Here is an 18603-nt window from a genome sequence, read left to right as displayed (position 1 = left end):
TCAGGTGGGATGTCTCACCCGCCCGACCCCTGGACCACCCCCATGGGGGAGGGAACGCCCGTTCCCCGGTGCCCGGCCGGGGCCGGGCCGGGCGAGCGGGTCCGGCGGTCGCCCACCAGCGCCGCCGCCACCAGCGCGGCGGCGTGCGCGGCGAGGACGGCCGCCGCGGCGCCCACCGGGGCGGCCGCCGCCCGCCCCGCGGGGCCGCCGCCGAGCAGGCCCGGCGCCCCCAGGGCGAGGACGGCGCAGGCGGCGCGGCCGGGCCGGACGTCGAGGAGGTTCACCAGATGGGCGCTGCCGGCCACCACGACGCCCGCGAGCAGCGCGTCGGCCGGCCGCCGCCGCAGCACCGCCCCGGCGGCGAGCCCGGCACCGCCGATACCGAACAGCTTGACCGCGCCGGTGGTCACCTCACCGTGCGCGAGCGCCGTGAGATGGGCCCGGAAGCCGCGCCGCGGATCGCCCGCGGCACGCAGATCGTCCACCGCGCCGCAGACGCCCGCGGCGAGGACGGTGAGAGCCGCGGCGGCGCGGGCCCGGGGCGCCCCCGGGGCGGCGGCCACCGCGCAGGCGGCGCCGAGGGCGGTGGCGGGCCCGGCGTACAGCGTCACCGGGCGCCCGGCATGGTTGGTGCGCCGCCACCGCGCCGCGCCCCCGGGCGGCCGGCGGCGCACCGCCGCGTACCCGGCACGGGTGACGGCCACCGCGCCCGCGAGCGCCGCCGCCCGGCCGTCCGCGCGGATGGCCCGCGCCCCGTCCCTCCGGCCGTCCGTGACCGGCGCGTGCGCCCCGCTCCCCCGGCCGTCCGCGCGGAACGCCCGTTCCCCGTTCATCCCGCTCCCCTCGGCCGGCGGTCCGTCGTCACCGTCCCGTACGGGCCGTCTCCAGCAGTTCCTCGGCGTGGGCGCGGGCCGTGGAGGAATCTTCCTGACCGGCCAGCATGCGGGAGAGTTCGCGGATGCGATCCTCGCCCTCCAGGACGGTGACGCCGCTGCGGGTGACCGAGCCGTCGTGGGTCTTGGCGACCAGCAACTGACGGTCGGCGAAGGCCGCGACCTGCGGGAGGTGGGTGACGACGACGACCTGCGCGGACTGTGCGAGGCGGGCGAGGCGGCGGCCGACCTCCACCGCCGCCTTGCCGCCGACGCCCGCGTCGACCTCGTCGAAGAGGTACGTCGGGACGGGGTCGGAACCGGCGAAGACGACCTCCACGGCGAGCATCACGCGGGAGAGTTCGCCGCCGGAGGCGCCCTTGGAGATCGGGCGGGGCGGGGCGCCCGGGTGCGGGGCGAGCAGCAGCTCGACCTCGTCGGCGCCGCTCGGACCGTGGAGGACGGACCGGCCGCCGACCACGATGCCCTCGCTCTCCTCGGCCGCCTCGGTCTGGCGGATGTCGACGCTCACCCGGGCGTGCGGCATGGCGAGTTCGGCCAGCTCCGCGGTGACGTCGGCGGCGAAGCGGGAGGCGGCGGCCGTCCGGGCGTCGGTCAACTCCTGGGCCAGGGCGCCCAGTTCGGTGCGGAGAGCGTCGCGTTCGGCGGTCAGCTCGGTGATCTTGTCGTCGTCGCCGTCCAGTTCGGCCAGCCGCTCCGCGCTCTCCTGGGACCACGCCAGGACCGCGTCGATGTCCTCGCCGTACTTACGGGTCAGATGGGTCAGCGCGGCGCGGCGCTCCTCGACGGCGGCGAGCCGCAGCGGGTCGGCGTCCAGCCCGTCGGCGTACCCGGCGAGGTCGCCCGCCGCGTCCGCCATCAGGATGCCGATCTCGCCGACCCGCTCGGCGAGCGCGGCGAGCTGCGGGTCGTGGGCGCGGACGGCGTCCAGCGCGCGCTGCGCCCCGGCGACGAGGGTGGCGGCGTCCACGCCCTCGGGGTCCTCCGGGTTGCCGGCCAGCGCGGCGTGCGCGGCACCGGCGGCGCCGGCCAGGGATTCGGCGTGGCCGAGACGTTCAGCCTCCGCGGCGAGCGCGGTGTCCTCACCGGGCTGCGGTTCGACGGCGGCGATCTCCTCCAGCCCGAAGCGCAGCAGATCGGCTTCCTGGGCGCGTTCGCGGGCCCGCGTGGTCAGGGTGTCCAGCTCGGTGGCGACGGCGCGCAGCCGCCGGTGGGCGGCGGCGTAACGGGCGAGGGGGGCGGCGACGGCGTCCCCGGCGTAGCGGTCCAGGGCCTCGCGCTGGCGGGCCGGGCGCAGCAGCCCCTGCTGATCGGTCTGGCCGTGCACGGCGACCAGCTCGTCGGCCAGCTCCGCGAGCAGGCCGACCGGGGCGGACCGGCCGCCGACGTGGGCGCGGGAGCGGCCCTCGGCGGAGACGGTGCGGCTGATCAGCAGCGCCCCGTCGTCCAGCTCGGCGCCCGCCTCCTGGGCACGGACCGCGGCGGGCGCCGCGGCGTCCATCGTCAGGCGCCCCTCGACGACCGCCGCCTTGGCGCCGATCCGCACCAGCGCGGGGTCGGCGCGCCCGCCGAGCAGCAGGCCGAGGCTGGTGACGACCATGGTCTTGCCCGCGCCCGTCTCACCCGTCACCGCCGTGAAGCCCGGGGACAGCTCGACTACGGCGTCATCAATGACACCCAGGGACCGGATCCGCATCTCCTCCAACACGGATACGACCTTACGAGGTCCACCGGCCCCCTCGCGACGGACTCCCGCCCCGGCCACCCGCCGGGGTGGCCGCCCGGCCCGCGCCACGCCCGGGATCGTCCCGGTACCGCCCGTTACCGGGCGCGGGCGTCAGTGCGGGGCGCCGCGCCAGCCCGCCACCGGCAGGGCGAACTTCGCCACCAGCCGGTCGGTGAAGGAGGCGTGGTGCAGCCGGGCCAGGCGGACCGGGACGGCGCCGCGGCGGACCTCGACGCGCGCGCCGGCGGGCAGTTCGACGCTGCGGCGCCCGTCGCACCAGAGCACACCGTGCGGCGTCTTGGGCTGCACCTCGACCGCCAGCACCGACGTCGGCGAGGTCACCAGCGGCTTGGCGAAGAGCGCGTGGGCGCTGATCGGCACCATCAGCAGCGCCTCCACCTCGGGCCAGACGACCGGCCCGCCCGCCGAGAAGGCGTACGCGGTGGAGCCGGTGGGGGTGGCGCAGACGACGCCGTCGCCGCCGAAGCGGGAGACGGGACGGCCGTCGACCTCGGTGACGACCTCCAGCATCCGCTCCCGGGCCGCCTTCTCGACGGACGCCTCGTTGAGCGCCCAGTCGGTGTGCACGATGCTGCCGTTGTTCCGGACCAGGACGTCGAGGGTCATCCGCTCCTCGACCTCGTAGGAGCGGGTGACGACGCGGTCGACGACCTTGTCGAGGTCGTCGCGTTCGGCCTCGGCGAGAAAGCCGACCCGGCCGAGGTTGACGCCGAGCATCGGCACCCCGGACGTGCGGGCGAAACCGGCGCCGCGCAGCAGGGTGCCGTCCCCGCCGAGGACGACGAGCAGTTCACAGCCCTCGGCGGCGCTCTGCCGGGACGCGACGCGTTCGACGGCGTCGGGCAGCGGCAGATCGGCCGCCTCCTCGGCGAGGACGCGGACGCCGATGCCGTGGCGCAGCAGCCCCGTCACGACGCGCTCGGCGCTGCGGATCGCCGCCGGGCGGCCGGTATGGGCGAGCAGGAACACCGTCCGTGCCCTGTCCTCGCCCTGCTGCGGTGCGCTCTCCTGTACTGCCTGTGTGGTGGTCAACGCGGCCCCTCCGCCACTGCACGGTCGACATCCGCCGGGTCGAGTGCGGGCGCCCCGGCGCGGAGCCACAGAAAGTACTCGACGTTGCCGGAGGGCCCGGGCAGCGGGCTGGCCGTCACGCCGAGAACGCCCAGCCCCAGCTCGGCGGCGCGGGCGGCGACGGCACGGACCGCCTCGGCGCGCAGCTCCGGGCTGCGCACCACCCCGCCGCTGCCCAGACGCTCCTTGCCGACCTCGAACTGCGGCTTGACCATCAGGACGAGGTCGGCGCCGGGCGCGGTGCAGGCGGTCAGCGCGGGCAGGACCAGGCCCAGCGGGATGAAGGAGAGATCGCCGACGACGAGGTCGACGGGGACACCGTCGATCTGGTCGAGGGTCAGCTCGCGGACGTTGGTGCGGTCCTTGACGGTGACCCGCTCGTCGCTCTGCAGGGACCAGGCGAGCTGGCCGTAGCCGACGTCGGCGGCGACGACGTGGGCGGCCCCGGCGCGCAGCAGCACATCGGTGAAACCGCCGGTGGAGGCCCCGGCGTCGAGGGCGCGGCGGCCTTCGACCTCGAGCCCGAGGGGGACGAACGCCGCGAAGGCGCCGGCGAGCTTGTGGCCGCCGCGCGAGACGTAGTCCGGGTCGCTCGCGTCCTCGCGGACGACCACGGCGGCGCCGGTGGCGACCTGGGTGGCGGCCTTGGTCGCGGTCGTGCCGCCGACGGTCACCCGTCCCGCGGCGATGAGCTGACCGGCGTGCTCGCGCGAGCGGGCCAGCTTGCGGCGCACCAGCTCCGCGTCGAGTCGGCGTCGTGCCACTCCTGCCACCGTGGTTCAGCTCCTGTTGTCGTTCTTCGTCGTGCCGTGGGCGGCCGGGGCGGGCGGCCCGGGGTTCTGGTCGAGGGCGGCCAGCGCGTCACGCAGCCCGCGGTGGACATCCTCGTACACCGCGAGATGCGCGCCGACGGCGAGGTGGTCGGCGTCGGCCAGGCGGCGCAGCGGTCCGTCCACGGCGGGCTCGCCGGTCGGGTCGGGGGCGATGCCCAGCGGCCGCGGGGCGGCGGGGTCGTCGGCGGTGCCGGTCCCGTCGGCGGCTGCCTGCTCCGCGGGGGCGCCAGGTCCGTCGGGGACCCCGGGTCCATCGGGAGTGCCGGTCCCGGCGGCGGCTTCCGGCTCTGCGGAGGCGCCGGTTCCGTCGGCGGCGTTCGGCTCCACGGGGGCTCCCGGCGTCGGCTCGTGCATGCCCTTGACGCTACCGCGAACGGCGGGCCCGCCACGCCGGTCCGCCGGGGCGCCGCGGCGGCGGACCGGCGGGGCGCGGGGCTATCGTCGGCGGCGATGGCAACTCTCGACCAGTGCCGCGCGGCGCTCGACCGGCTGGCCCGGAACCTCTCCGGCGCCGACGGCGAGGTGCGCGGCGCCGCCGCGCTCGACCGCTCGCTGAGCTGCCGCCTCACCGACCCCGACGTCACGTTCCTGGGCCGGCTGGCCCACGGCACCATCGAGGACGTGCGGAGCGTGCCGGGGCCGCCGCCGTACAAGGCCGAGATCCGGCTGGCGATGTCGGGGGACGATCTGATCGCCCTGGTGGACGGCCGGCTGGACTTCGCCCGCGCCTGGGGCCGCGGCCGGGTGCGGCTGGAGGCCGGGGTGCGGGATCTGCTGCGGCTCAGGAAGCTGCTGTAGCGGCGGTGCGCCGGGCCGCGCGGGCGGCCGGGATGATCAGCGGGGTGCCGGTCTGCGGATCGTCGATCACCTGGCAGCGCAGTCCGAAGACGGATTCGACCAGTTCCGCGGTGACGATGTCCGACGGCGCGCCCTCGGCGACGACCCGGCCGTCCTTCAGCGCGATCAGGTGGGTGGCGTAGCGGGCGGCGTGGTTGAGGTCGTGGAGGACGGCGACGAGGGTGCGGCCCTGTTCCTCGTGGAGGGTGGCGCAGAGGTCGAGGACCTCGATCTGGTGCTGGATGTCGAGGTAGGTGGTGGGCTCGTCGAGGAGGAGCAGCGGCGTCTGCTGGGCGAGTGCCATGGCGATCCACACCCGCTGGCGCTGGCCGCCGGAGAGTTCGTCGACGTACCGCCCGGCGAGGTCGCCGATGCCGGTGGCCGCCATCGACTCCCGTACGACCCGCTCGTCCTCGCGTGACCACTGGCGCAGGACGCCCTGGTGCGGGTAGCGGCCGCGGGCGACGAGGTCGGCGACGGTGATGCCGTCGGGCGCGACGGAGGACTGCGGCAGCAGCCCGAGGGTGCGGGCGATCCGCTTCGCCGGGTACGAGGAGAGCGCCGCGCCGTCCAGCAGGACCTGGCCTTCGGTGGGTTTGAGCATCCGGGACAGGGCGCGCAGCAGGGTGGATTTGCCGCAGCCGTTGGGGCCGACGATGACGGTGAAGGAGTGGTCGGGGATCTCCACCGAGAGGTCACCGGCGATGACCCGGCGGTCGTAGGCGAGGGTGAGGTGCTCGGCCGCGAGACGGCTCACTTCAGGGCTCCTGGGGGTGTTGTCGGGTCGGGCGGCGCGCGGTCAGATCCGTCCGGCGCGGCGCTCGGTGGCCAGCAGCCAGACGAGGTAGCCGCCGCCGAGGGCGCCGGTGAGGACGCCGACCGGGAGCTGGTCGGCGCCGAAGAGCCGCTGCGTCGCCCAGTCGGCGCCGACCAGCAGGGCGGCGCCCATCGCGGCGGACGGCAGCAGGTTGGGCCCGGGCGCGCGGGTCAGCCGCCGGGCGAGCTGCGGCGCGGTCAGCGCGACGAAGGCGATCGGCCCGGCGGCGGCGGTCGCGGCGGCGACCAGCACGACGGCGGCGAGCAGCGTCACGGCGCGGACCCGCCCGGCGCGGACGCCGAGCGCGCTCGCCGCGTCGTCGCCCATCTCCAGCATCCGCAGCGGCCGCCCGTACGCCAGGGTCAGCGGGACGAGGACGGCGCAGACGGCGGCGAGCGGCCACACGTGGGACCAGTCGCGGCCGCTGAGCGAGCCGGTCATCCAGGTGGTGGCGCTGGTGGCCTCGACGATGTTCGCCTTGGTCAGCAGGTAGAGGACGAGCGCGTAGAGCATCGCGGCGGCGCCGATGCCGACGAGGACGAAGCGGTAGCCGTGGATGCCGCGCTGCCAGGCCAGCAGGAAGATCAGCAGGCCGGTGACGATGCCGCCGGTGACCGCGCCGGCGGCGACGGCGAAGGTGCCGCCGTGCAGATACACGATGACGAAGAGCGCGCCGACGGAGGCGCCCTGGCCGAAGCCGAGGACGTCCGGGCTGCCCAGCGGATTGCGCGAGACCGTCTGGAAGACCGCCCCGGCGATGCCGAACGCGGCGCCGACCAGCAGTCCCACCAGGACGCGCGGCAGCCGCAGTTCACGGACGATGAACCGCTGCCCGGCGTCCCCGCCGCCGGTCAGCGCCCGCAGCACCTCGGCGGGGGTCAGCGGGAAGTCTCCGGAGCCGATGAGCGCGACGGCAGCGGCGGCGGCGAGGGCGAGCAGCACCGCCCCGGCGGCGACGGCGCGGACGTCGAGCCGCAGCGACAGACCGCCGGGCGTGCGCAGCGTGGTGGTGCGCCGGGGGCGCCGGTCGTCCGGCGCGCAGGTCACGGGGGTGTTCACAGCTCAGCCGTCCTCCGGCGCCGTACGAGGTGGATGAAGACCGGTCCGCCGAGGAGGGCGGTGACGATGCCGACCTGGAGTTCACCGGGCCGGGCGGCGATCCGTCCGAGGATGTCCGCGCCGAGCAGCAGCACCGGTGAGAGGACCGCCGAGTACGGCAGGATCCACCGCAGGTCGGGCCCGGTCAGCGCGCGGACGGCGTGCGGCACCATCAGCCCGACGTAGACGATCGGCCCGCACGCGGCGGTGGCGCCGCCGCACAGCAGGGTGACCGCGCACATCGCCAGGATCCGGGTGCGGGTGAGCCGGGCGCCGAGCGCGCGGGCCTGGTCGTCGCCGAGCGCGACGGCGTTGAGCGGCCGGGCCAGCAGCAGCGCGAGGACCGCCCCGGCGGCGAGGAACGGCACGATGCGGGTGAACGTCGGCAGGGTGGCGGTGGCCAGCGAACCGACCGTCCAGAACCGCATCCTGTCCAGCGCCGCGGAGTCCAGGAGGTTGACCGCGTTGGTGTAGCCGATGAGGACGGCGGTCAGCGCGGTACCGGCCAGGGCGAGCCGTACGGGCGTGGCGCCCCGGGTCCCGCCGAGGACGTACACGGCGGCGGAGACGACCGCGGCGCCGAGGAAGGCGAACCAGACGTAGCCGGTGAGCGAGGTGATGCCGAGGACGCTGATCGCGGTGACGACGGCGGCCGCGGCACCGGCGTTGATGCCGAGCAGTCCCGGGTCGGCGAGGGGGTTGCGGGTCAGTGCCTGCATGACGGCGCCGCCGAGCCCGAGGGCCGCGCCGACGGCGAGCCCGAGGAGGGTACGGGGCATCCGGACGTCGTGGACGATGACGTCGGTGTCGGTGCCGGAATAGTGGAAGAGGCCGTGCCAGACCTGGTCGAGGGGGATCTGCTTGGCGCCGACGGCGAGGCCGAGCGCGGTCAGGACGGCGAGCGCGGCGAGGGCGGCGACCAGCCCCGCGAGGCGCGTCGTACGACGCCGCGACGGCGTCACCGCCGCCGAGGCCGCGGCGGTTTCGGGGGGACTGTCTACCAACACGAAGAGTTAGGTTAGCCTACCCTCATACCTCTTGATCCCCCCGCCCCTTCCAGGAAGAAGCACCTCCCATGCGCACCTCCCGCCCCCTCACCCCGTCCAGACGCGGCGTCCTCGCCGCCGGCGGCGCCGTCGGTATCGGCGCGTTCCTCGCCGCCTGCGGTGGCGGTGGCGGCAAGGGCTCCGGGGCGGCGGGCGGCACCTGGTCGTTCACCGACGACCGCAAGAAGAAGGTGACACTGGATCACACCCCGCAGCGCATCGTCGCGTTCACCGGCACCGCCGCGGCCCTCCACGACTTCGGCGCGGACACCCGCCTCGTCGGCGTCTTCGGCCCGACCAAGCTGACGAACGGCAAGCCCGACCCGCAGGCCGGCGGCCTCGACGTCGACGACGTCACCATCATCGGCAACGCCTACGGCCAGTTCAGCGTCGAGAAGTACGCGGGCCTGCGCCCCGACCTGCTGATCACCAACATGTACGAGCCGGGCGCCCTGTGGTTCGTCCCCGACGACCGCAAGGACAAGATCAACCAGCTCGCCCCGAGCATCGCGCTGACCTCCTCCCGCACCCCGCTCGTCAAGATCATCGAACGGTACGCGGAGCTGGCCGGAGCGCTCGGCGCCGATCTCAAGGCGAAGCGCGTCACCGACGCCAAGGCCCGCTTCGAGAAGGCGAGCGCCGCACTGCGCGCCGCCGCCAAGGCCAACCCCGTCAAGGTCCTCGCCTGCTCCGGCAGCGCCGACCTCTTCTACGCGTCCAACCCCGGCATCAACGCCGACCTCATGTACTACAAGTCGCTCGGCGTGGACGTCATCGTCCCCGACCACCTCGACAAGGGCGGCTACTTCGAGTCCCTGAGCTGGGAGAACGCCGACAAGTACCGCGCGGACGTGCTCCTGCTCGACAACCGCACCGCCACCCTCCAGCCCAAGGACCTGGCGAGCAAGCCCTCCTGGTCCCAGCTCCCCGCCGTCAAGGCCGACCAGATCACCCCCTGGTCCAGCGAACCCCGCTTCTCCTACGCCGGCGCCACCCCCCTCATCGAGCAGCTCACCAAGGCGATCCGCGACGCGAAGAAGGTCCGCTGAGAGGAACGCACGGGGCGCCCCCGGGCCGAGCCGTTTCGACGCCCGGGCTCGGGACGAGCACCTGGGCCGGGTACGCGGGGCCGCCTGGAGCCCGTGGGCGGGATGAGCGCCCGGGCGCGGGGCCGAGCGCGGGCCGGACGCGCGGCCGGACCGGCGCGAAGCGGTACGGGATCGGCCGCGCGAGGACCGGTGCGGGGCCGCCCGCGCCACCCTCAGGCACGGGGCGAGCACCCGGCCCGGGCAGGTACGGCGGAAACCCGCGGGGCGTACGGGGAACGGCGGGCGGAGCGTCAGACAGCCAGGCGGCCCGGCGCCCGACACTAGGCGGGCGCGCCGGACCTGAGGCACGGGGGCGCCGGACCCGACGCCCGGACACGGGACGTGCGGCGAAGACCGCGCACAGCGCCACCGTGACGAGGGACAGCCAGACCGCCCGGCGCCCGACACTAGGCGGGCGCGCCGGACCTGAGGCACGGGGGCGCCGGACCCGACGCCCGGGCACGAGGCGGGCGCCAGGCCGGACGCACGGCGGGCGCCAGGCCGGACACGAGGCGGGCGCCGGGCCCGATGCACGGGGCCGCCGGGCCGGACGCGCCGCGTGCCCGGCGGAAGCCGGTACCCGAGGCGCCGACCGGCAGCCGCCCGGCCCGCCCCGCGCTCACATCCCCACGGCCCGCAGCGCCTGCTCCACCTCACCCGCGTACGCACCGTCGCCCGCCGCCGTCCACGCCGCCGCGCAGAGCGCCCGCAGACCGTCCAGCGGGGCGCCCTCACCCCCGGCCTCCAACCGGCCGTCGCGGGCCACCGCCCGCAGACCACCGCACCGGAACCCGTCGCCGTCCGGCACCACCGCCGGCTGCGGCACCAGCAGTCCGCGCAGGTCGGCGTCGACGTACGCGGGCCGGTGCGGCGGCGGCGCGGCGAGCAGCCCGGCGGGCGTGGTGACGCCGGTGAGGACCAGCAGCGCGTCGACCCCGCCGTTGAAGGCACCCTCGATGTCCGTGTCGAGACGGTCCCCGACGACCAGCGGACGGCGCGCACCGGTCCGCAGCACCGTCTCCCGGTGCATCGGCGGCTGCGGCTTCCCCGCCACCTGCGGCGCCCCGCCCGCCGCGGCCCGCACCACCTCGACCAGCGCGCCGTTGCCCGGCGCGATCCCCCGCTCCCGGGGGATCGTCAGATCCGTGTTGGACGCGAACCACGGCACCCCGCGCTGCACCGCGTACGCCGCCTCGGCCAGCCGCCCCCAGTCGACGCCCGCGTCGAACCCCTGCACCACCGCCGCCGGATCGTCGTCCGCGGACTCCACCGGCTCCAGCCCGCGCTCCCGCAGCGCCACCCGCAGCCCCTCACCGCCGATGGCCAGCACCCGCGAGCCCGCCGGCACCTGCTCGGCGATCAACCGGGCCACCGCCTGCGCCGAGGTGACCACGTCCGACGCCTCGGTCGGCAACCCGAATCCGGCCAGTTGCCCGGCGACCGTCTGCGGGGTGCGGGCCGCGTTGTTGGTCACATACGCCAGATGCATCCCGCCCTCGCGCGCCGCGGTCAGCGCGTCCACGGCGTGCGGCAGGGCCAGGCCCCCGGAGTAGACGACCCCGTCCAGGTCCAGCAACGCCGTGTCGTACTCCGCGCTCAGCGCCCGCCCGCACCCGTCGGGCCGCCCGCGCATCCGCTCCGTCATACCGCTTCGCTCCTCACCGCCCGCACCGCACCGCGCCCCGGCGCGGACCCTCACGTCCCGTCCGCCCCACCACGCGGCCCGCGCCACGGACCACCGATACATCCAGCCATTTCCAGGCTCGCCCCCGATCATCCCGTACGCGGTGGGCGCCTTAGCATTTTCCAATGACCGATACCGACGGCCTCCGCCTCCTCCCGTTCCGTGGACTGCGCTACGCCCCGGACCGGATCAGCAGTCTCACCGCGGTCACCTCTCCCCCGTACGACGTCGTGGTCCGGCCCGACGGCGTCCGGCTGCTGGAGACGGCCGACCCGTACAACATCGTGCGGCTGATCCTCCCCCAGGCCGCCGACCCGGCCACCCGGCACCGGCAGGCCGCCGCCACCTTGGCCCGCTGGCGCGCCGAGGGCGTCCTCGCCCCGGACCCGCACCCCGCGCTCTACGTCTACGAGCAGCGCAGCGGCGACATCCTCCAGCGCGGGCTGATCGGCTCGCTGCGGCTGGACGGCCCGGTGCTGCCGCACGAGGACGTCATCCCCGAGGTCGTCGAGGACCGCGCGGAGCTGATGCGCGCCGCGGCCGCCAACTTCGAACCGCTGCTCCTCGCCTACCGCGGCGACGGCACGGTCACCGGCGCCACCGCCGTCATCGAGACCGCCGTCCGGCGCGCCCCGCTGCTCGCCACCACCACCGAGGACGGCTTCACCCACCGGCTGTGGGCCGTCACCGATCCGGCCGAACTCGCCGCGATCGACGCGGACCTGGCCGGCCGGCAGGCCCTGATCGCCGACGGCCACCACCGCTGGGCCACCTACCAGCGCCTCCACCAGCAGGCCGCCGACACCGGCCCGGACTCCCCCTGGGCCTCCGGTCTGGTGCTGCTCGTCGACACCGCCCGCCACCCGCTCCAGGTCCGTGCCATCCACCGGGTGCTGCCGCATCTGCCGCCCGCCGAGGCACTGGCCCGGCTCGGCGACGCCTTCCGCGCCCGCCCGCTGGAGGGCGACGCGTCCGCCGCCCTCGCCGCGCTGGAGAACACCCCGGGCAACGCCTTCGTCCTCACCGACGGCACCGGCACCTTCCACCTGCTGGACCGCCCCGACCCGCGCCTGCTGAAGGAAGCGGTACGCGGCGACCGCCCGGAACGCTGGCGCACCCTCGACGCCACCGTCCTGCACTCCGTCCTCCTCGACACGGTCTGGCGCGTCCCCGACCACCCCGCGGACATCAGCTACCTGCACCACACCGAGGCCGCCCTCGCCCAGGCCGCCCGCCACGGCGGCACCGCCGTCCTCATGCGCGCCGCCACCGAGGAGACCGTCCGCCACCTGGCCCGCCAAGGCGTGACCATGCCCCGCAAATCCACCTCCTTCGGCCCCAAACCCGCCACCGGCCTGGTCCTCCGCACCCTGGACTCCCCCCACCACTGACCAGGCGAGCAGCGGCACCTCAGGCGTTACGGCCCGGTCCGCCCTGGGCGCTGTGGTTCCTCCCGGGCAGGGGGCGTGCCCAGGGGTACGCCGCTACCGCTGGTCAACGCCCAAGGCCGGGGGCACGCTCGTACGCTGATCTGGGCCCAGGGCATCTGGGCCAGGGCCGCTCTCGTCCGCTGGTCAGGCCCCGAAGAGACGCCTGTACCGCCAGGGGCCGCCTGCCCCGAGACGCGCCGTACGCCGGTCAGACCGTGGGCACGCCCGTCCGCTGGTCAGCCCCGGAGAGACGCCCGTACCGCCGGGGGCCGCCTGCCCCGAGACGCGCCCGTACGCCGGTCAGACCGTGGGCACGCCCGTCCGCTGGTCAGCCCCGGAGAGACGCCCATACCGCCGGGGGCCGCCGCCCCAAGGCGCGCCCGTACGCCGGTCAGGCCGCGGGGCAGTCTCGTCCGCCGCCCAACCCCGGCGGTGCACCCAGGGCGAGCGGTCCCCCAGCCCGCGCCCGCGAAGGCGCCGGGCAGCTACACCCCGCCCCGCAAGCCCTCAGCCACGAACCTCCCGAGCCGCCCCCCGGCAATCGCCTCGCCGGCCCGGCACCGCCGCCCGGAAAACACCCCCGAACGTGGGCGCCCGGCCCGCGCCCCCGGTGACCCCACCATGCACGGAGGGCGGGACCCTCACGGGATCCCGCCCTCCGTCCATCACGTCATCCGCGACGCGCCACCGGCTCAGCCCTTCCGGGGCTCACCGTCCTCCGCACGCCCCGGACCGTCCTCACCGGTACCGCCCTGAGGGGCCTCCCCGGCACCGTCCGCACGGTCCTCGGCACGCTCCTGACCGGCCTCGATGACCTCACCGGCGTCCTCGTCGGCCACATCGACCGCCGCGTCGACGACGTCCTCGGCACCGGCCGCGGCCGCGTCCCGGTCCTCCGCCCGCACGTCCGCGGGCTCCGCGCCGTCCTCGTCGTCCGCCGACTCGTCCAGCGCGTCGGTGAACTCCACCCCGTCCAGCTCCGCCAGCCGGTCCGACGCGTCGGTCGTCCCGCCCTGGTCGGCCTCCAGCGCCTTGGCGAACCAGTCGCGCGCCTCGTCCTCCCGGCCGACGGCCAGCAGCGCGTCGGCGTACGCGTAGCGCAGCCGCGCCGTCCACGGGTGCACGGCGTTCGACGCCAGCTCGGGGCTCTGCAGCGTCACCACCGCGGCCTCCGCCTGCCCCATGTCCCGGCGCGCACCCGCGGCCACCAGCCGCATCTCGACCTGCCCGGCCTTGTCCAGCTTCGCCACCTCGGGCTCACCGGCCATCGCCATGGCCTTCTCCGGCCGGCCCAGACCGCGCTCGCAGTCCGCCATGACGGGCCACAGCTCCACGCTGCCGGTCATCCGCCGCGACGCCCGGAACTCCGCCAGCGCCTCGCTGTACTTACCGACGGCGTACGCGGCGAAGCCCGCCGCCTCCCGGACCGCCGCGACGCGCGACGCCAGCCGCAGCGCGACCCGCGAGTACCCGTACGCCCGCTCCGGGTCCTCATCCAGCAGCTTCGCCACCATGACGAGGTTCCTGGCGACATCCTCGGCAAGCGTCTTCGGCAGGCTCAGCAGCTCCTGCCGCACATCCTTGTCGATCTCGTCACCGGTGACGTCATCGGGAATCGGCAGCCGCTTGATCGGCTCCCGCCGCTCGTCCCGACGGTCATCCCGCCGCTCCTCACGCCCACGCCCGGCCCCATAAGGCCGCCGCCCCCGCTCATCATCCCGCCGGAAACCCCCACGGTCGTCCCGCCGGTCATCCCGCCGGAACCCACCACGGTCGCCGCCCCGGTCATCGCGACGGTCGTCCCGCCGGAAGCCCCCACGGTCACCACCACGGTCGTCCCGCCGGAAGCCACCGCGGTCACCACCACGGTCGTCCCGCCGGAAGCCACCGCGATCGCCGCCACGGTCGTCCCGGCGGTCATCACGGCGGAACCCACCGCGGTCGCCACCACGGTCATCACGGCGGTCGTCACGACGCTCATCCCGCCGGAACCCCCCACGGTCACCGCCGCGATCGTCACGACGGAACCCCCCGCGGTCATCACGGCGCTCATCCCGCCGGTCGTCCCGACGGAAGCCGCCCCGCTCGCCACCGGACGAACGGTCATCACGCCGCTCATCACGACGATCGTCACGGCGGAACCCACCGCGGTCCCCGCCCCGGTCGTCCCTGCGGTCGTCCCGCCGGAAGCCCCCACGGTCACCACCGGAGGGACGGTCATCCCGCCGGAACGACGGCCGCTCGTCACGGCGGAACCCACCGCGGTCGCCACCCCGGTCATCACGGCGGTCGTCACGACGCTCATCCCGCCGGAACCCCCCACGGTCACCACCGCGATCGTCACGACGGAAACCCCCGCGGTCATCACGGCGCTCATCCCGCCGGTCGTCCCGACGGAATCCCCCACGCTCGCCACCGGACGAACGGTCATCCCGCCGGAATCCACCCCGGTCGTCCCGCCGGTCATCGCGACGGAACCCACCGCGGTCGCCACCCCGGTCATCACGGCGCTCATCCCTGCGGTCGTCACGGCGGAATCCGCCCCGGTCACCGCCGGACGAACGGTCATCCCGCCGGCCGTACCCGCCACCGGACGGGCGCCCGCCACGGTCGTTGTCACGTCGCGGACCCCGGTCATCACGCCGGAAACCACCGCGGTCGCCGTCATCGCGCCGCTGCGGACGGCGCTCCGAACGATCGTCGGAAGAGTTGGTGGACATCGACGTGACTCCTGTCTTCGGTACTGCAGTCATTCTCACGCACCGACCACTTCGGCGCGCTTCGGGAAAAACAAAAAGGACCCTTGGTCCCAGCATGAACGCTGGGACCAAGGGTCCTGAAATATTGTTCGGCGGCGTCCTACTCTCCCACAGAGTCCCCTCTGCAGTACCATCGGCGCTGAAAGGCTTAGCTTCCGGGTTCGGAATGTAACCGGGCGTTTCCCTAACGCAATGACCACCGAAACCCTATCGGGTTCTAGCGAACAAGCACACTCTTCAATTAAAAGGTGAAACTTGGTTCAACCAGCGATTGCGACTGTTCGCAACCCGGGAACCACACAGTGGACGCGAGCAACTGAGGACAAGCCCTCGGCCTATTAGTACCAGTCAACTCCAACCGTTACCGGTCTTCCATATCTGGCCTATCAACCCAGTCGTCTACTGGGAGCCTTACCCCATCAAGTGGGAGGGAGCCCTCATCTCGAAGCAGGCTTCCCGCTTAGATGCTTTCAGCGGTTATCCTTTCCGAACGTAGCCAACCAGCCATGCCCTTGGCAGAACAACTGGCACACCAGAGGTTCGTCCGTCCCGGTCCTCTCGTACTAGGGACAGCCCTTCTCAAGACTCCTACGCGCACAGCGGATAGGGACCGAACTGTCTCACGACGTTCTAAACCCAGCTCGCGTACCGCTTTAATGGGCGAACAGCCCAACCCTTGGGACCGACTCCAGCCCCAGGATGCGACGAGCCGACATCGAGGTGCCAAACCATCCCGTCGATATGGACTCTTGGGGAAGATCAGCCTGTTATCCCCGGGGTACCTTTTATCCGTTGAGCGACGGCGCTTCCACAAGCCACCGCCGGATCACTAGTCCCTACTTTCGTACCTGCTCGACCCGTCAGTCTCACAGTCAAGCTCCCTTGTGCACTTACACTCAACACCTGATTGCCAACCAGGCTGAGGGAACCTTTGGGCGCCTCCGTTACCCTTTAGGAGGCAACCGCCCCAGTTAAACTACCCACCAGACACTGTCCCTGATCCGGATCACGGACCCAGGTTAGACATCCAGCACGACCAGAGTGGTATTTCAACAACGACTCCACAACCACTGGCGTGGCCGCTTCACAGTCTCCCACCTATCCTACACAAGCCGAACCGAACACCAATATCAAGCTATAGTAAAGGTCCCGGGGTCTTTCCGTCCTGCTGCGCGAAACGAGCATCTTTACTCGTAGTGCAATTTCACCGGGCCTATGGTTGAGACAGTCGAGAAGTCGTTACGCCATTCGTGCAGGTCGGAACTTACCCGACAAGGAATTTCGCTACCTTAGGATGGTTATAGTTACCACCGCCGTTTACTGGCGCTTAAGTTCTCAGCTTCGCCATGACGAATCATGACTAACCGGTCCCCTTAACGTTCCAGCACCGGGCAGGCGTCAGTCCGTATACATCGCCTTACGGCTTCGCACGGACCTGTGTTTTTAGTAAACAGTCGCTTCTCGCTGGTCTCTGCGGCCACCACCAGCTCACGGAGAAAATCCGATCACCAGCAATGGCCCCCCTTCTCCCGAAGTTACGGGGGCATTTTGCCGAGTTCCTTAACCATAGTTCACCCGAACGCCTCGGTATTCTCTACCTGACCACCTGAGTCGGTTTAGGGTACGGGCCGCCATGAAACTCGCTAGAGGCTTTTCTCGACAGCATAGGATCATCCACTTCACCACAATCGGCTCGGCATCAGGTCTCACCCACCATGTCATCCGGATTTGCCTAGATGACGGGCTACACCCTTACCCCGGGACAACCACCGCCCGGGCTGGACTACCTTCCTGCGTCACCCCATCACTCACCTACTACCACCTTGGGTCAGCGGCTCCACCACTCCCCTCAACTCCGAAGAGATCAGGGCGGCTTCACGGCCTTAGCATTAATGGGCTCGATGTTTGACGCTTCACAACGGGTACCGGAATATCAACCGGTTGTCCATCGACTACGCCTGTCGGCCTCGCCTTAGGTCCCGACTTACCCTGGGCAGATCAGCTTGACCCAGGAACCCTTAGTCAATCGGCGCACACGTTTCCCACGTGTGTATCGCTACTCATGCCTGCATTCTCACTCGTGAACCGTCCACAACTCGTTTCCACGGCTGCTTCACCCGGCACACGACGCTCCCCTACCCATCACCACACCCGTTAGGGCTCATATGGCAATGACACGACTTCGGCGGTGTGCTTGAGCCCCGCTACATTGTCGGCGCAGAATCACTTGACCAGTGAGCTATTACGCACTCTTTCAAGGATGGCTGCTTCTAAGCCAACCTCCTGGTTGTCTCTGCGACTCCACATCCTTTCCCACTTAGCACACGCTTAGGGGCCTTAGTCGATGCTCTGGGCTGTTTCCCTCTCGACCATGGAGCTTATCCCCCACAGTCTCACTGCCGCGCTCTCACTTACCGGCATTCGGAGTTTGGCTAAGGTCAGTAACCCGGTAGGGCCCATCGCCTATCCAGTGCTCTACCTCCGGCAAGAAACACACGACGCTGCACCTAAATGCATTTCGGGGAGAACCAGCTATCACGGAGTTTGATTGGCCTTTCACCCCTAACCACAGGTCATCCCCCAGGTTTTCAACCCTGGTGGGTTCGGTCCTCCACGAAGTCTTACCTCCGCTTCAACCTGCCCATGGCTAGATCACTCCGCTTCGGGTCTTGAGCATGCTACTAAAACGCCCTATTCGGACTCGCTTTCGCTACGGCTCCCCCACACGGGTTAACCTCGCAACATACCGCAAACTCGCAGGCTCATTCTTCAAAAGGCACGCAGTCACGACACAAGGACAAGTCCTTGTGCGACGCTCCCACGGCTTGTAGGCACACGGTTTCAGGTACTATTTCACTCCGCTCCCGCGGTACTTTTCACCATTCCCTCACGGTACTATCCGCTATCGGTCACCAGGGAATATTTAGGCTTAACGGGTGGTCCCGCCAGATTCACACGGGATTTCTCGGGCCCCGTGCTACTTGGGTGTCTCTCAAGCAAGCCGTCAATGTTTCAGCTACGGGGGTCTTACCCTCTACGCCGGACCTTTCGCATGTCCTTCGCCTACACCAACGGTTTCTGACTCGCCTCACAGCCGGCAGACTGTGAAAGAGAGATCCCACAACCCCAACCACGCAACCCCTGCCGGGTATCACACGTGACTGGTTTGGCCTCATCCAGTTTCGCTCGCCACTACTCCCGGAATCACGGTTGTTTTCTCTTCCTGCGGGTACTGAGATGTTTCACTTCCCCGCGTTCCCTCCACACTGCCTATGTGTTCAGCAGCGGGTGACAGCCCAT

The 18603-nt window shown here is 72.2% G+C and carries 14 protein-coding genes and 2 rRNA genes (1 of these 16 running past the window's edge); 3 read left to right on the top strand and 13 right to left on the bottom strand.

Annotated features, from left to right (window positions below; genetic code table 11):
* Positions 1-14: 14 nt before the first annotated feature.
* From ACGH2B_RS22885 to ACGH2B_RS22865, 5 genes are all read right to left on the bottom strand, one after another.
* On the bottom strand, positions 15-833 hold the full coding sequence (locus ACGH2B_RS22885; protein WP_399092985.1) for a hypothetical protein: 819 nt from the start codon (positions 831-833) through the stop codon (positions 15-17).
* Between the two features lie 28 nt (positions 834-861).
* Positions 862-2589 (bottom strand): DNA repair protein RecN, encoded by a 1728-nt coding sequence (gene recN / locus ACGH2B_RS22880; protein WP_399097242.1) that lies wholly within the window; start codon positions 2587-2589, stop codon positions 862-864.
* Between the two features lie 141 nt (positions 2590-2730).
* Entirely contained in the window at positions 2731-3609 is an 879-nt protein-coding gene (locus ACGH2B_RS22875) for an NAD kinase (RefSeq protein ID WP_399097239.1), read from the bottom strand.
* Positions 3610-3668: 59 nt separating this feature from the next.
* On the bottom strand, positions 3669-4484 hold the full coding sequence (locus tag ACGH2B_RS22870) for a TlyA family RNA methyltransferase (protein WP_399092982.1): 816 nt from the start codon (positions 4482-4484) through the stop codon (positions 3669-3671).
* A gap of 6 nt (positions 4485-4490) precedes the next feature.
* Positions 4491-4898: a hypothetical protein gene (locus tag ACGH2B_RS22865; protein ID WP_399092979.1), complete on the bottom strand. Its 408-nt coding sequence runs from the start codon at positions 4896-4898 to the stop codon at positions 4491-4493.
* 96 nt (positions 4899-4994) lie between these two features.
* Here ACGH2B_RS22865 and ACGH2B_RS22860 point away from each other — a divergent pair, with 96 nt between their 5' ends.
* Positions 4995-5342, top strand: coding sequence for a sterol-binding protein (locus ACGH2B_RS22860; protein WP_399092976.1), 348 nt, complete (start codon positions 4995-4997; stop codon positions 5340-5342).
* Here the strand turns inward: ACGH2B_RS22860 and ACGH2B_RS22855 are convergent.
* The 3 genes from ACGH2B_RS22855 to ACGH2B_RS22845 are packed head-to-tail and all read right to left on the bottom strand — an operon-like array spanning position 5326 to position 8300.
* Positions 5326-6138 (bottom strand): ABC transporter ATP-binding protein, encoded by an 813-nt coding sequence (locus ACGH2B_RS22855; protein WP_399092973.1) that lies wholly within the window; start codon positions 6136-6138, stop codon positions 5326-5328. The genes ACGH2B_RS22860 and ACGH2B_RS22855 overlap by 17 nt on opposite strands.
* A gap of 42 nt (positions 6139-6180) precedes the next feature.
* Positions 6181-7257, bottom strand: coding sequence for a FecCD family ABC transporter permease (locus tag ACGH2B_RS22850; protein WP_399092970.1), 1077 nt, complete (start codon positions 7255-7257; stop codon positions 6181-6183).
* Positions 7254-8300, bottom strand: a complete 1047-nt coding sequence (locus tag ACGH2B_RS22845; protein ID WP_399097236.1) for a FecCD family ABC transporter permease — start codon at positions 8298-8300, stop codon at positions 7254-7256. The genes ACGH2B_RS22850 and ACGH2B_RS22845 overlap by 4 nt, the downstream gene beginning before the upstream one ends.
* A gap of 71 nt (positions 8301-8371) precedes the next feature.
* Between ACGH2B_RS22845 and ACGH2B_RS22840 the strand changes: the two genes are divergently transcribed.
* Positions 8372-9391: an ABC transporter substrate-binding protein gene (locus ACGH2B_RS22840; RefSeq protein WP_399092967.1), complete on the top strand. Its 1020-nt coding sequence runs from the start codon at positions 8372-8374 to the stop codon at positions 9389-9391.
* A gap of 658 nt (positions 9392-10049) precedes the next feature.
* On the opposite strand, the gene ACGH2B_RS22835 is transcribed toward ACGH2B_RS22840, so the two are convergent.
* Complete coding sequence (locus ACGH2B_RS22835) at positions 10050-11075, bottom strand: HAD-IIA family hydrolase (RefSeq protein WP_399092964.1); 1026 nt, start codon at positions 11073-11075, stop codon at positions 10050-10052.
* A 164-nt stretch (positions 11076-11239) separates the two neighbouring features.
* Here ACGH2B_RS22835 and ACGH2B_RS22830 point away from each other — a divergent pair, with 164 nt between their 5' ends.
* The gene (locus tag ACGH2B_RS22830) at positions 11240-12505 is read left to right on the top strand and encodes a DUF1015 family protein (RefSeq protein WP_399092961.1); all 1266 of its coding nucleotides are present in this window, start codon (positions 11240-11242) and stop codon (positions 12503-12505) included.
* Between the two features lie 731 nt (positions 12506-13236).
* Here the strand turns inward: ACGH2B_RS22830 and ACGH2B_RS22825 are convergent.
* The 4 genes from ACGH2B_RS22825 to ACGH2B_RS22810 form a co-directional block, all read right to left on the bottom strand.
* Positions 13237-14175: a hypothetical protein gene (locus ACGH2B_RS22825; protein WP_399097233.1), complete on the bottom strand. Its 939-nt coding sequence runs from the start codon at positions 14173-14175 to the stop codon at positions 13237-13239.
* On the bottom strand, positions 14103-14678 hold the full coding sequence (locus tag ACGH2B_RS22820) for a hypothetical protein (RefSeq protein WP_399097412.1): 576 nt from the start codon (positions 14676-14678) through the stop codon (positions 14103-14105). The genes ACGH2B_RS22825 and ACGH2B_RS22820 overlap by 73 nt, the downstream gene beginning before the upstream one ends.
* 712 nt (positions 14679-15390) lie before the next feature.
* Positions 15391-15507 (bottom strand): 5S ribosomal RNA (gene rrf, locus ACGH2B_RS22815).
* 114 nt (positions 15508-15621) lie between these two features.
* Positions 15622-18603 (bottom strand): 23S ribosomal RNA (locus ACGH2B_RS22810); it runs 140 nt beyond the window's last position.

Origin of the sequence: Streptomyces sp. BBFR2 (genome assembly GCF_044497305.1) — a bacterium.
GTDB lineage: Bacteria > Actinomycetota > Actinomycetes > Streptomycetales > Streptomycetaceae > Streptomyces.
The sequence above is the reverse complement of the archived record's forward strand: the minus strand, read 5'-3'. Positions and strand labels throughout refer to the sequence as shown.

Coding starts and splice junctions, on each gene's coding strand:
- ACGH2B_RS22885 (WP_399092985.1), bottom strand. CDS start 833: ATGAACGGGGAACGGGCGTTCCGCGCGGACGGCCGGGGGAGCGGGGCG.
- recN (WP_399097242.1), bottom strand. CDS start 2,589: ATGCGGATCCGGTCCCTGGGTGTCATTGATGACGCCGTAGTCGAGCTG.
- ACGH2B_RS22865 (WP_399092979.1), bottom strand. CDS start 4,898: ATGCACGAGCCGACGCCGGGAGCCCCCGTGGAGCCGAACGCCGCCGAC.
- ACGH2B_RS22860 (WP_399092976.1), top strand. CDS start 4,995: ATGGCAACTCTCGACCAGTGCCGCGCGGCGCTCGACCGGCTGGCCCGG.
- ACGH2B_RS22840 (WP_399092967.1), top strand. CDS start 8,372: ATGCGCACCTCCCGCCCCCTCACCCCGTCCAGACGCGGCGTCCTCGCC.
- ACGH2B_RS22835 (WP_399092964.1), bottom strand. CDS start 11,075: ATGACGGAGCGGATGCGCGGGCGGCCCGACGGGTGCGGGCGGGCGCTG.
- ACGH2B_RS22830 (WP_399092961.1), top strand. CDS start 11,240: ATGACCGATACCGACGGCCTCCGCCTCCTCCCGTTCCGTGGACTGCGC.